This window comes from Paraburkholderia sp. DHOC27, from assembly GCF_003429005.1.
Classification (GTDB): Bacteria; Pseudomonadota; Gammaproteobacteria; order Burkholderiales; family Burkholderiaceae; genus Paraburkholderia.
Genome location: NZ_QVQV01000005.1, coordinates 175,077 through 188,257 on the forward strand (window position 1 = coordinate 175,077; position 13,181 = coordinate 188,257).

The following is a 13,181-nucleotide window of genomic DNA, read 5'->3' on the forward strand; positions in this document are numbered from 1 at the left end:
CCGCACTGGAATGCTCTCCATGAATAACCGTGACGAAGCCGTAGCGCTCGACCGCACCGATCCGCTCGGCGCCCTGCGCAACCAGTTCGCCCTGCCGGCGAACACCATTTATCTCGATGGCAACTCGCTGGGTGTGCCGCCGTCTGCCGCCGCGCAACGCGCGCAAACCGTGATCGCCGCCGAATGGGGCGAAGGACTGATCCGCAGCTGGAACACGGCGGGCTGGTTCGCGCTGCCGCGCCGCCTCGGCAACAAGTTGGCCCCGCTGATCGGCGCGGCGGACGACGAGGTCGTGGTCACGGATACCATCTCCATCAACCTCTTCAAGCTGCTTTCCGCTGCCGTGCGACTCGCCAACGAGCGTGATCCGAAGCGGCGCGTGATCGTCTCCGAACGCTCGAACTTCCCGTCCGATCTGTACATTGCGCAAGGCCTGATCGAGCAGCTGGATCGCGGCTATGAACTGCGTCTCGTCGACGACCCGGCCGAACTGCCCGCCGCGATCGGCGACGACACGGCCATCGCGATGATCACGCACGTCAACTATCGCACCGGCTATATGCACGACATGGCCGCGCTCACGAAGCTCATCCACGACCGGGGCGCGCTCGCGCTGTGGGACCTCGCGCATTCGGCGGGTGCCGTTCCCGTGGATCTGAACGGCGTCGGTGCAGACTATGCGGTGGGCTGCACGTACAAGTATCTGAATGGCGGACCGGGTTCGCCCGCCTTCGTGTGGGTGCCGCAGCGTCACCAGAATACCTTCGCGCAGCCGCTATCCGGCTGGTGGGGCCATCGCGCACCGTTCGAAATGAATCCGGTGTACAAGCCCGACGATGGCGTCGGCCGCTATCTGTGCGGCACCCAGCCAATGGTGTCGATGGCGCTGGTCGAATGCGGACTCGACGTGTTCCTGCAAACCGACATGCACGCGATCCGCCAGAAGTCGCTGGCGTTGACGGACCTGTTCATCGAGCTGGTCGAATGGCGCTGCCGCGAATTTCCGCTCACACTCGTTACGCCGCGTGAGCATGCGCAACGCGGTTCGCACGCGAGCTTCGAGCATCCGCATGGTTATGAAGTGATGCAAGCGCTGATTGCACGTGGCGTGATTGGCGACTACCGCGAGCCGCATGTGCTGCGCTTTGGTTTTACGCCGCTCTATACGCGCTATGTCGACGTGTGGGACGCCGTCGAAACGCTGCACGAAGTGCTGGCCAAAGAGACCTGGCGTGCGCCGGAATTTGCCGCCCGCGGCGCAGTGACCTGAGGAGCACACGATGACCGATCCCAGGCAGACACCCAGCGCTCCTGAAGCAAAAGACACAGCGGACAACACGCCCTCGCAGGGCTGTCCGTTTGGCCACGGCAGCGCGACGGGTTATGGCACAGGCACGGATGCGCATACCCGCGCAACGCCTGCCGCTGACGCCTCCGCGAGCGACGATAGCTGGCACGACGCGCAGCTCGATTTCTCGGAGTCGATGAGCTATGGCGACTACCTGTCGCTCGGTTCGATACTCAATGCTCAACACCCACTCTCGCCGGATCACAACGAGATGCTGTTCATCATCCAGCATCAGACCAGCGAACTGTGGATGAAGCTCGCGCTCTATGAATTGCGTGAAGCGCTCGGCGCCGTGCATCGCGATGCGTTGCCGCCCGCCTTCAAGATGCTGGCGCGCGTGTCGCGCATCATGGAGCAACTGGTGCAGGCGTGGAGCGTGCTCGCCACGCTGACGCCAACCGAATACACGGCGATGCGGCCTTATCTGGGCAGCTCGTCCGGCTTTCAGTCGCATCAATATCGGCAGATCGAATTCCTGCTCGGCAACAAGAATGCCTTGATGCTGAAGCCGCACGAGCATCGCCCCGATGTTCATGCGGAAGTCAAAGCCACGCTCGAAGCGCCGTCCTTCTACGACGAAGTGATTCGCCTGCTCGCGCGGCGCGGCTTTCCAATCGCGGCTGAGCGACTCGAACGAGACTGGAGCCAGCCGACCACGCACGATGCCTCCGTCGAAGCGGCATGGCTCGAGGTGTATCGCAATCCCGCGCAACATTGGGAGCTGTACGAGATGGCAGAGGAACTGGTGGACCTCGAAGATGCGTTTCGCCAGTGGAGATTCCGTCACGTGACCACGGTGGAGCGGATCATCGGTTTCAAACGCGGCACGGGAGGCACCGGCGGCGCATCGTATCTGCGAAAGATGCTGGACGTGGTGCTGTTTCCCGAGTTGTGGCACGTGCGCACCGTGCTTTGATCTTCACGCGGCGCGGCGTTGCAGCGGCCGTAATCAAGTGAAGAAAGATGACGCAAAGCGCACTAATCGCGGGGCTCGAATCACGGCATGGCACCCGTGAATATATATATTGCATACCTTACTAATATTAAAACCGGTGAGCTTCGCCAGCCACTTTGCTTAACGCGCAACATCGCCTAACCTAGCTTGACACACAGCTTGGTTGGGGGCGCATATGCGCGCGCCAGAGAGGCGGACATCCGAATACGCCGCGACACGAGCGTTGACAGGAGCGAGATCACATGGCTGCCGGCGCTTGCCATTCACAGCCGCGATGGTCGCGCTTGCTGCCCTGAGTGCCGGACGCCATGCGCAAGCGACCGATCTCACCAGCTCCACCACGGAATACGTTTTGACGGCGGCCGGCAATCCGTACACGGTCGTCCCCGGCGCCACCATCGACACGCGTGCGCTGGGCGTCAGCGCGATGGATGGCGAGCGCGCCAGCAGTTGGACGCTAACCAACAACGGCACCGTAGCAGGCGGCCTCTTCGCCGTGCAGTTGGCCGGCGGATTCGCCACGATCGTCAACAACGGTTCGTTTCTGAGTCCTTACGACACAGCAATTGCGCTGTTTCACGGCGGTCAGGTGACCAATTTAGCGGGCGCCGTGGTCGCCGCCAAACTCGACGGCATCTATGCCAACGACCCCACTAGCAGCGTCACCAACGCCGGCATCATTGCTGGCGATCTGTTCGGCCTCGTCGATACGCAAAGCGGCGTGCATCTTCCTTCCGGCGGGAGCGTCGACAATCTGCCAGGCGGCATCATTCGCGGCTTTGCGTCCGGCATTCTCGCTGCCCCGGCGACGACCGTCACCAACGCGGGCCTCATCAGTTCATCGAGCGGACCGGCGCTCGATCTGACAGCGGGTACAGGCACGACCGGCAGTGTGATCATCAACAGCGGAACGATTCGCGGCAACGGCGGCGTGGCCATTCAGTTCGGTCCCAACGACAACACCTTGCAGCTCACCAGCACGTCAGTGATCGACGGCGTGGTGCAAAGCGACCCGCAGAGCAGCACCAACACCGACACACTGATACTCGCGGGCACCGCGCCAGGCAGCTTCGATCTGGCGTCAGTGGGCCCGACTGCGCAGTACCGCGACTTCAACGTTCTCATGAAGCAGGACGCGAGTGTCTGGACACTGACGGGAGCGAACACCGCAAATCAGGCATGGCAGATTTCAGGCGGCGCGTTGATCGTCGCCGGACAACTGACGGGTAGCATCAATGCCGCACAAGGTGCCAACGGCGTTGCAGTGGCAGTCGAAGCGGGCGGCGCGATTCAGGCGGATAGCGGCGCCGCCGTTACGGTGAGCAACGGTAGCGTGGTGACCAATGACGGCACAATTGTCAGCCGCGCCGGCGCGGCCGTCGTCGCCGGCTCTGGCGTGTCATTGAGCAACGCCGGAACGTTGACGGGCAATGGCGTCGCCGTCAGATTCACCGGCTCGAACGATACGATGACGCTCGACACCGGCAGCATCGTTTCTGGCGACCTGAACGGCGGCAACGGAGCCGGCAACGCGCTCATCCTGCAAGGCAGCGGTACGTTAGCGAGCCCGGTCTACGGCTTCGCCACGCTCACGATGAGCGGCGCTGCCTGGACACTCAGCGGCAATGCCGCCATGACCAGCGCAACGCGGCTCGACAGCGGCACGCTGCAACTCGACGGTGTGTTGACGGCGCCCACGGTTGCGCTCGCATCAGCCGCGGCGCTCACTGGCACGGGCACGGTGGATGGCGCGCTGGTCGCTCACGGCACCGTGACGCCCGGCGACGCGGTTGTTCCGCAGGTCATACCAGTGAGCGTGTACGTGCCCACTCCACTGCCGCTGTCGATCGGCACGCTCGATGTGAACGGCACGTACACGCAAAGCGCCGGCAGTCGCTACGTGCTGGAGGTCGCGCCTGGTGGCAACGACCTGATCGACGTCAACGGTGACGCTGCGCTACAGGGTGGCACGGTCGTGGCCCGGCTGCGCGCTGCCTCGTTTTCCCTTGTCGATACGTACCGCATCCTGACCGCATCACAGGGCGTGACGGGCAGCTTCACCGCTGTCGAAACGCTCAACCCCTTCGTGCAACCCTCGCTCGTCTATGACGCAAACAACGTCTATCTACAGGTCAAACGCGGCTTTCAGAACGCAGGAGGAACGCCGAACCAGATCGCAGTGGAGGCGGCACTCGATCACGGCGTCGCAGGGATCGCCAGTCACGCGCCACCCAGCGCCGATTTCCTGACCATCGCCGCCGATCTCGTGAGCCTCGAAGGTCCGAGTGCCTACGCCGCGCTCGATCAATTGAGCGCGGAAGCTTATGCGGCGTTGCCGAACGCGCATTTCCTCGCGGCGCAAACAGACATGAATGCCATCGACGCACGACTCGTCGACACACACGGCAATCACACCTGTGCGCAGGCGGAAATCAGCGCGCCTGGCAGCGCCGAAAACGGCATGGCATCAACCGGCGATGCACGACTGTGTTCGTGGGCAGCGATACTGGGCGACACCGCGCGGATTGGCGGTTACGACACGTGGCTCACGCAACAGATCGACATGGCGGGTGCCATTGCCGGCCTTGATTACCGCCTTACGCCACCGTTGACGCTCGGTGCTGCATTCGCCTGGCTGCACGGCAACACCTCGACCGACTCGCTGCCAGTGCACAGCGAATTTGACAGCTATCAAGCCATGCTCTATGGCAGCTATGTTCCCGGCCTCTACTGGCTCGACACGATGCTCGGCTATGCGCGCAACGATGACCAGATGAAGCGCAGCATCCTGTTCACCGATCCATCGCGCACCGCGCAAGGCGATGCCAATGGCAACCAGTATTTCGCCTCGCTGCGTACTGGCGTGGATCTGCCTGTCGGCGCAATGGGCGTGATTACGCCATTTGCCGGCCTGGAAGCGCAGTATGTCGAACTATCGGGGTTAAACGAAACCGGCGCCGGCGCGGTTGATCTACAACTGCCAGGCAGCTCGGCAAGCGCGGTGCGCTCGCTGCTCGGTACGCAATGGCGCAAGACGTTGGCATGGGCGGGACGCCAATGGCGCTTCGATGTTCAGGCAGCGTGGGTGCACGCGTACGGCGCGCTCACACGGTCTGTGGATGCCAGTTTCAAGGGTGCACCTTCGAGCAGTTTCGTCGTGCATGGCAGCGGGCCGGCGCGCGACGCCGCCCAACTCGCGCTGAGCGCCAGCGTCACACTGGGCCAGCACGCTCGCGCGTTCCTGCGCTGCGGCGGTGAATTCGGCGCGCACGACAACGCCATCACAGGCGTGGCCGGCATCGCTTACCTCTGGTGACGTGAACGCCCCGCCGCTGTTGCATTCCGTTCAACGCTGCGCATCATCGTCATCGAGCGCGAGCGAGCCTGTATCGGCAAGTGCGTTGCTCGCGAGAAATTCTCTCGCGCAGCGTCGAGCCAGGTTGACGCCGCATGACATTTGCCATATTACTTAGTCTATAGGCGGCGCGTCAGTCGAGTTCGTCCAGGGCGCGCTTCAGCAGCACAACCCGCTTTGATGAACAGGAACCGGCAACAATATTTCGTAGTCCGTTTTATTCAACAATACCGGATCTATTGACGAATCCGGGTGACCGTGACGAGTGCGCATCTCACCCTGCCAATGCCAGTCATGTGTACTCGCTTTGGTCCCGCCACCCTGACCCATTCGCGAGGCTTTCATGCAGTTCGACTACCGGTCGTTTCACATCAACTGCGCGCCACGCGCCACCGATGATGGATTCGTCGCACGTGCCAGCATTACCCGTGATCCTGGCGAAGGCGAACGGCGAGGTGATGCACATCAATCAGGCGATCTCGGCACGTTTCCGGCGAAAGATACGGCCATTGCCTATGCGCGTTCGTGGGCGGTGCAATGGTGCGACGAAAACTGGGCCTAGGCGCACGTGACGCCGCCCGCGCGACAAGCCGCGGCGCAATGCGCATTGGGCGCGCCTGCGGAAGCTGCGGCCACTTCGACGATAGCGTCGACATGCCGGACTGGTTTGCGCCACCCGACTACAGCGATACCGAGGACGAACAATCGCTCGACGAAGCCTATGCGGACATCGCCATGCTGCCGCCACGTCAGCGGTTGATGCTGTGCCGCCGTCACGACGACGACCAGTGTACGTGGATCGGCGCGCACGTCGCTGACGCGGAAGATCTGCTCTGCATCGTGACGACGAAAGACGTGCGCGAACGCATCCAGTCGATCATCCGTGATTTTCGTGCGGGGAAACTTCGCTCGGCGGTTCTGACGGTCTGCGGCCGTGGCAACGAAAGCGTCACGCTGATATTCGGCACGCGGTCGCGCGAACATCTCACCGAACTTCTGGAGCGCATCGCGGCGGCGCGGCTCGAGTCGGTCCGGCATTGACGAATGCGCGGTGCCGCATTTGCGTCACACACGTTACGTGTGAATTATTTAGTCATCCGTATGTTTTATGTTTACGGATCGGACATTAACGCGCCGTATAACCGCCGTCGATCGGCAGCGAAACCCCGCTGATCATCGAAGACGCATCGCTCAGCAGATACAGGATCGGCTCGGCCACCTCATGCGGTTGCGCAAAGCGCCGCAGCGGAATGCCCTTCAATGCCGGTTCGCGTTTCACTGGATCGCTCCACGCCAGCTCGGCCATCGGCGTGAGCGTCACGGTCGGATTGACGCTATTCACGCGAATGCCATGCGGTCCCAACTCGATGCACAAGGCCCGCGTGATCGCATCCATCGCCGCTTTCGAGGCGGAATAACTCAGATGATCATCCAGCGCCGCCAGTCCGGCCTGGCTCGATACGTTGACGATGCTGCCCGGGCGCTTCGCCGCGATCATTCCGCGCGCAACGTGACCCGAGATCAACGCAGCGCTGCGCGCATTCACCGCCATCACCCGATCGAAGCTCGCCGCTGTGGTGTCGATAGCCCGTTCGAGCAGCGCGACGCCCGCGCAATTGACGAGCCCGTCGAAGCCGTCGAGTTCCGTCAGCGCCTCGTCGATCGCCACCGGGTCGCCAACGTCCAGCGTCAGCGGCTCACAGCCGGTCTCCTCGGCGAGGCGCGCCAGTTCGTTGACGTTGCGCGCCGCCGCGACGACACTCGCGCCGCTCGCACACAGCAACTCCACCGTGGCGCGGCCAATTCCGCTGGAAGCGCCTGTCACCAGAATCGAGCTGCCGGAAAAATCGAAGGTGGTCTTCATGAGATCGCAGTCCGCGCAAGGTGAGTTCAGATGGAAACAGCAGTCAGTGTAGGCGGCAAACCGTTTCGCAGACAACGCGCCGTGCCACTACGCGACGGCTCGCCGATAAGCCCGCAAATCACGCTCACGCACGTTTGCCCCGCGAAAACCGCGTCTGGCGGCCTGCACATTTGATGCAGCGCAGCAGCATCGCGAACCGCCTCCACGCAACGCGGCAAGGCGCTTGCCGACCCGCCGCAACGCGCTGTCACGCCGCGCTGCGCCACCGATAGCCACGCTTGCCGCCTTGACATTCGTTTCAGCGGGTACGATCATTCGCTCACATGCAGAGCAAATGCTCCAAAACAGAAAGCGTACGCGAATACCGCGCGAAAGACACGCGGAAGCACCACCCGGGCCACCGCAACTCAAGTGCATGGGACCAGCGTAAGCATTGCAGCGCCAACGCTGAGACATAGGAGACATCAATGAACAGCGACCAGGACGGCGTCGTGAACGCCAATGTGATCTTGCACATCGGCGCAGGATCGTTTCACCGCGCTCACCAGGCGTGGTATCTGCACAAGCTCAATGAGATCAGGCAGCCGAACGAGCCCAGTTGGGCGCTGACCGTCGGCAATATCCGCGGTGACATGAATCCGGTGCTCGAAGGGCTTGCCGCGCAGGATGGCGTCTACACGCTCGAGACCGTCACGCCCGCCGGCGAACGTGCCTACGAGACCATTCGTTCGATCGAACGCGTGGTGCCGTGGACCGAAAGCCTCGACGGCCTGATCGCCGCCGGCGCGGATCCGGCCTGCAAGATCATTGCCTTCACCGTCACGGAAGGCGGCTACTACCTCGACGAGCACGACCGGCTCGATACGGCCAACCCCGACCTCGCCACGGATCTGAAGGGCGGCCACGTCACCATTTATGGTGCGCTCGCGGCCATCCTCGAAGCGCGCATGCAGGCCAAGGCGGGTCCGGTCACGCTGCAAAGCTGCGACAACCTGCGCAGCAACGGCGAGCGTTTCCATGCGGGCATGCGCGAGTTCCTGGAACGGCGCAACGCCACCGCACTGCTCGCCTGGTTCGATGCGAATACCACGAGCCCGAGTTCGATGGTCGATCGCATCACGCCGCGCCCTACGCCCGATGTGCGTGAGCGCGTGCTGGCTGCCACGGGGTTCGACGACGCGGTGCCCGTGATGGGCGAGGCGTTTATCCAGTGGGTGATCGAAGACCGCTTTTGCGCGGGACGTCCCGCGTGGGAACGCGTCGGCGCGGAACTGGTGGACTCGGTGGTGCCGTACGAAGAAGCGAAGATCCGCATCCTCAATGCGACGCACAGTTGCATTGCGTGGGCCGGCACGCTGGTCGGACTCACCTATATCCACGAAGGCACGCTCGACCCGGAAATCCGCCAGTTCGCCTACGACTACGTCACGCAGGATGTGATCCCTTGTCTGACGCCGAGCCCGCTGGACCTCGCCAAGTACCGCGACGTCGTGCTGGACCGCTTCAGCAATCCGCACATTCAGGACACCAATCAGCGTGTTGCCGCGGACGGCTTCTCGAAGATTCCCGGCTTCATTGCACCCACGCTCTCGGAGTGCTTCGCGCGCGGCGTCGAACCGGCTGCCACGGCCATGTTGCCGGCGCTGTTTTTCCGTTTCCTCGATCGCTGGCAGGCCGGCAGCCTGCCTTACACGTATCAGGACGGCGTGATGGATGAACGCGTGGCCCGCGCCTTCTTTGCCGCGCAGGATCCGTTGCAGGCGTTCTGCGGCGACCGCCTGCTGTGGGGCAGCATGGCGCAGACCCCGCATCTGGAGAAGGTGCTGCGCGGCGCGCTGGAACGCGTGGATGCGTGGCTGGTGAAGCGCAGCAAGGCGTAATCAGCCGTAGCGCATCGCAATCGACACGCCGGGCGGCTGGACGAGGCCGCCCGGCGTGTTCATAACGAGCGCGCGCCGACGGCCCGCAGCGTCTGCGCACGGTACGTACCGGTGCTGCACCCACTTTTCGGGCCGCGGCGTCAGCCGTGTCACCCTCATTACGCCTGGGCCAGGTCATACGCTCATGGCATCGGCCGCCGTGTGCGGCTAAAGTAGCGCATCCCTAACGACGAAGGTTTCGCGCCCATGTATCTCGGCATCGACCTCGGCACGTCCGAAGTGAAAGTCCTGCTGCTTGCGTCCGATGGACGCGTGATCGGCACCGCAGGCTCCCCGTTCACCGTTTCGCGCCCGCATCAACGCTGGGCCGAGCAAAACCCCGCCGACTGGTGGGCCGGCACGCGCGCCGCGCTGGCCGCGCTGCGCACGAAGCATCCGGACGAGTTCGCGCAGATCCGCGGCATTGGCCTGTCTGGTCAGATGCACGGCGCCGTGCTGCTCGATGAACAAGACCGCGTGTTGCGTCCTGCTATCTTGTGGAACGACATGCGCAGCGTCGAGGAATGCGCCGAACTCACCGAGCGCGCGCCCGAGCTGCATCGTATTGCCGGCAACCTGGCCATGCCCGGCTTCACTGCGCCCAAGCTGCTGTGGATCGCGCGTCACGAGCCGGAGATTTTCAGGCAAACGGCCAGCGTGCTGTTGCCGAAAGACTACCTGCGCCTGCAACTGACCGGCGACAAGGTCTCGGACCCATCGGACGCCGCCGGCACGCTCTGGCTGGACGTCGCGAAACGCGACTGGTCGGACGCCCTGCTCGCCGCGTGCGACATGAGCCGCGCGCAGATGCCGCGGCTGTGCGAAGGCAGCGAATCGTCGGGCGTGTTGCGCCCGGAGGTGGCGCGTGAGTTCGGCTTGAGCGAAGGCGTGGTGGTCGCGGCAGGTGGCGGCGACAACGCCACCAGCGCGATCGGCATTGGCGCGACGCAGCCGGGCGACGGCTTCGTCTCGCTCGGTACCTCGGGCGTGCTGTGCGTGGTCGGCGACAGCTTCCGGCCCAACCCCGCGTCAGCAGTGCATGCGTTTTGTCACGCGATTCCGGACCGTTGGCATCAGATGAGTGTGGTGCTCTCGGCGGCAAGCTGTTTGCGCTGGGTCTGCAAGCTCACCTCCACGGATGAACCCACGCTGCTCGCCGAAGTCGAGGCGCTCACGCCCGACGCCCTCGCGAGCGCGCCGTTCTTCCTGCCGTATCTGTCCGGCGAACGTACGCCGCACAACGATCCGTACGCGCAAGGCGTGTTCTTCGGCATGAACCACGCCACCGATCGCGCCCTGCTCGGCTATGCCGTACTCGAAGGCGTGACCTTCGCGCTGACCGACGGACTCGACGCCCTGCGCGCGGCGGGCACGGAAGCGAGCGCGTTGTCACTGCTCGGCGGCGGCGCGCGCAGCAACTACTGGGCGCAATTGCTGGCGGACGCGTTGAACACGACCACCCGCAAACATGGCGGCGGTGAGACCGGCGCCGCACTCGGCGCGGCGCGGCTTGGATGGCTCGCAGCCGGCGGCGATCCCGCGCAGGTGTTGAGCAAGCCGCCGGTGGAAAGCGAATTCACGCCGAACCCCGCGCGCCATGCGGAATTGCGCGCGCGGCTCGACGGTTTCCGTGCGCTGTACCGCCACGTGCGGCCGCTGTTCGAGCCGGCGCGCGAGCGGCTGGCTTAGGCATGACGTCCATGCCGATATCGGCAAGCTGAGCGCCTGCCATCCTCGGTGTCAAACAACAGAGGCCATCGTGCCCAAGTCCAACGAAAAACTCGATCTCGCCACCCGTGCCGCCTGGCTGTACTACGTGGCCGGCAATACCCAGAACGAGATCGCCGAGAAGCTGCAGGTCTCGCGCCCCGTCGCGCAGCGGCTGGTGGCGTTCGCGGTCGAGAAGAACCTGATCCGCGTGCGGGTGGATCATCAACTGGCCGATTGCCTGTCGCTCGCCGAGCAGTTATCGAAGCGCTACGGGCTGACGATGTGCGAAGTCGTGCCGGTGGATAGCGACACGCCTGAAGAGGTCGACCGCAAGCTGGCGGTGGCCGGGGCGCAGGTGATGGAACGCTACCTCACCGCGGAAAAGCCGATGGTGGTCGCCGTCGGCAGCGGCCGGACGCTGAAGGCCGCTGTCGATCAAATCGCGCAACTGGAGCGTCCGCAGCACCGGTTGGTGTCGATGGTCGGGGCGATCGCCCAGGACGGCTCCTCGAACCGCTATGACGTCGCGCTGCACATTTCGGAGAAGACGGGCGGCAAGCATTTTCTGCTGCCGGCGCCGCTGCTCGCCGATAGCGAGGCGGAGCGCGCGCAGTGGTGCAATCACCGGCTGTATCGGATCGTCGAATCGCTCACCGGCGAAGCGGATGTCGCGTTCGTGGGGATCGGCAATATCGGGCCGAACTGTCCGCTGCATGAAGACGGGTTCATTACCGCGGCGGAGGTGAAGGAGCTGATGCAGCACGAGGCGATTGCCGAGATGCTCGGCTTGCCGATCGACGCGTCCGGCGCACATGTGGAGTCGTCGACCGGGCATCGCGTGACGAGCGTGGCGCTGGATTCACCGCCGCGGCGACCTACGATTGGTTTTGCTGGTGGCGTGCGCAAGCAGGATGCGGTGATCGCGGTGTTGAAGGGGGGGTGGTTGTCGGGGTTGGTGACGGATGAGTTGTGTGCGCGGGCGGCGTTGGGGGCGTAGTTGGCGAAGGCGGATAGGATGCGCTTCCGGCTTAGACGTTCGGCCAGTTAGACGATGGCACAAAGTAACGCCATCTTTCCGGCAGTTTTCCTATCGGCCCGGGAGCGTCCTTATATATCTCGATCTCCTGGCATATTCCGTTGACCACATGAAGCAATACATGCACGTCGACGCCATCCGTATCTGGAGCGGACAGTTCAACCGGAACCCGCGCAATGACTGATGCGCGCACAGGATTTTGTATCTGCAATCCAAGGCTGCCTTCAGCATCGATCTGCCGCACGTTGCATGACCTTAGCTGTTCCCGAATTTCTCCTGCGCCGGGGAAATCGGGAGCAGTTAGCAAATCCATCAGTGCTCGCTCGTGAAGCGAAGGCTCACGATAATCAAGTGTCACCATGATTCGCCTCCGTGACCGCGATCACGTACGTAGTCACGCGTAAAGCGCATTTTCATTCAGACGGTTGGCCTTGCAGTTTCTTGATTTAGTCGTCTGGCGGATCAAACCACAAATCAAAGTGAAGCTCCATTTCGAGCGATGCCAAATCCGCCATGTGTTTTGGCTTAAGAGCGGGACCTCCGTTCCCCGATACGGAAGTCCACAAACAGTATGTTCGGTACCAGCAACCCATCTCTCGTAGCTTTTTCATGTCGATGTGACCGGTCCTGATCTTCCGCAGCAAAAGATCGAGATGATTCGAAACATCAACGGACTCAAGTTCACTGGTGTCAAGGAACCAGCCCAGAAGTCCGTTCCTGCTGCTGGTCCTCGTCGGTGAAATCTTGATTTCGGTTGTCACGCGTTTCATCGTTTCCATATCGGAGCAATAAATGCAAAGCGTGACGTAAGTTCGTGCGCAAGCTGACATATCTGATCCGATAGGTTAGTAGCGCGATTGGCGGCCGTCATCAATTCTCGCGAGTTGCATCGCGAACGGCTTCAGTTTCAATTCAAACCACGACGAAGCCGAAGCGAAACGCGTCGAGTCGTGCCAGCTAGCGCACCAGTCGCTCACTATCGGGGTGACGAATC

10 protein-coding genes are annotated in these 13,181 nt (G+C 63.0%); 8 read left to right on the forward strand and 2 right to left on the reverse strand.

Features of this window, described 5'->3' with window-relative positions:
* Positions 1 to 19: 19 nt before the first annotated feature.
* From kynU to D0B32_RS18670, 5 genes are all read left to right on the forward strand, one after another.
* On the forward strand, positions 20 to 1,270 hold the full coding sequence (gene kynU, locus D0B32_RS18650) for a kynureninase (protein WP_117335710.1): 1,251 nt from the start codon (positions 20 to 22) through the stop codon (positions 1,268 to 1,270).
* Between the two features lie 10 nt (positions 1,271 to 1,280).
* Positions 1,281 to 2,264, forward strand: coding sequence for a tryptophan 2,3-dioxygenase (kynA, locus tag D0B32_RS18655; protein WP_117335712.1), 984 nt, complete (start codon positions 1,281 to 1,283; stop codon positions 2,262 to 2,264).
* A gap of 295 nt (positions 2,265 to 2,559) precedes the next feature.
* Positions 2,560 to 5,619: an autotransporter domain-containing protein gene (locus tag D0B32_RS18660; protein WP_181969844.1), complete on the forward strand. Its 3,060-nt coding sequence runs from the start codon at positions 2,560 to 2,562 to the stop codon at positions 5,617 to 5,619.
* A gap of 382 nt (positions 5,620 to 6,001) precedes the next feature.
* On the forward strand, positions 6,002 to 6,220 hold the full coding sequence (locus D0B32_RS18665) for a hypothetical protein (protein WP_117335716.1): 219 nt from the start codon (positions 6,002 to 6,004) through the stop codon (positions 6,218 to 6,220).
* A gap of 38 nt (positions 6,221 to 6,258) precedes the next feature.
* Entirely contained in the window at positions 6,259 to 6,699 is a 441-nt protein-coding gene (locus D0B32_RS18670; protein WP_117335718.1) for a hypothetical protein, read from the forward strand.
* 85 nt (positions 6,700 to 6,784) lie between these two features.
* Here D0B32_RS18670 and D0B32_RS18675 read toward each other — a convergent pair whose 3' ends face one another.
* A complete protein-coding gene (locus D0B32_RS18675) occupies positions 6,785 to 7,522 on the reverse strand; it encodes an SDR family oxidoreductase (RefSeq protein ID WP_117335720.1) in 738 nt (245 codons plus the stop codon).
* A 467-nt stretch (positions 7,523 to 7,989) separates the two neighbouring features.
* Between D0B32_RS18675 and dalD the strand changes: the two genes are divergently transcribed.
* The 3 genes from dalD (at position 7,990) to D0B32_RS18690 (ending at position 12,148) form a co-directional block, all read left to right on the forward strand.
* Positions 7,990 to 9,402: a D-arabinitol 4-dehydrogenase gene (gene dalD / locus D0B32_RS18680; protein ID WP_117335722.1), complete on the forward strand. Its 1,413-nt coding sequence runs from the start codon at positions 7,990 to 7,992 to the stop codon at positions 9,400 to 9,402.
* Positions 9,403 to 9,648: 246 nt separating this feature from the next.
* Positions 9,649 to 11,130 (forward strand): xylulokinase, encoded by a 1,482-nt coding sequence (gene xylB, locus D0B32_RS18685; protein WP_117335724.1) that lies wholly within the window; start codon positions 9,649 to 9,651, stop codon positions 11,128 to 11,130.
* A gap of 70 nt (positions 11,131 to 11,200) precedes the next feature.
* On the forward strand, positions 11,201 to 12,148 hold the full coding sequence (locus D0B32_RS18690) for a sugar-binding transcriptional regulator (RefSeq protein WP_117335726.1): 948 nt from the start codon (positions 11,201 to 11,203) through the stop codon (positions 12,146 to 12,148).
* Between the two features lie 31 nt (positions 12,149 to 12,179).
* Here D0B32_RS18690 and D0B32_RS32320 read toward each other — a convergent pair whose 3' ends face one another.
* The gene (locus D0B32_RS32320) at positions 12,180 to 12,548 is read right to left on the reverse strand and encodes a DUF6984 family protein (RefSeq protein ID WP_147329543.1); all 369 of its coding nucleotides are present in this window, start codon (positions 12,546 to 12,548) and stop codon (positions 12,180 to 12,182) included.
* Positions 12,549 to 13,181 lie beyond the last annotated feature (633 nt).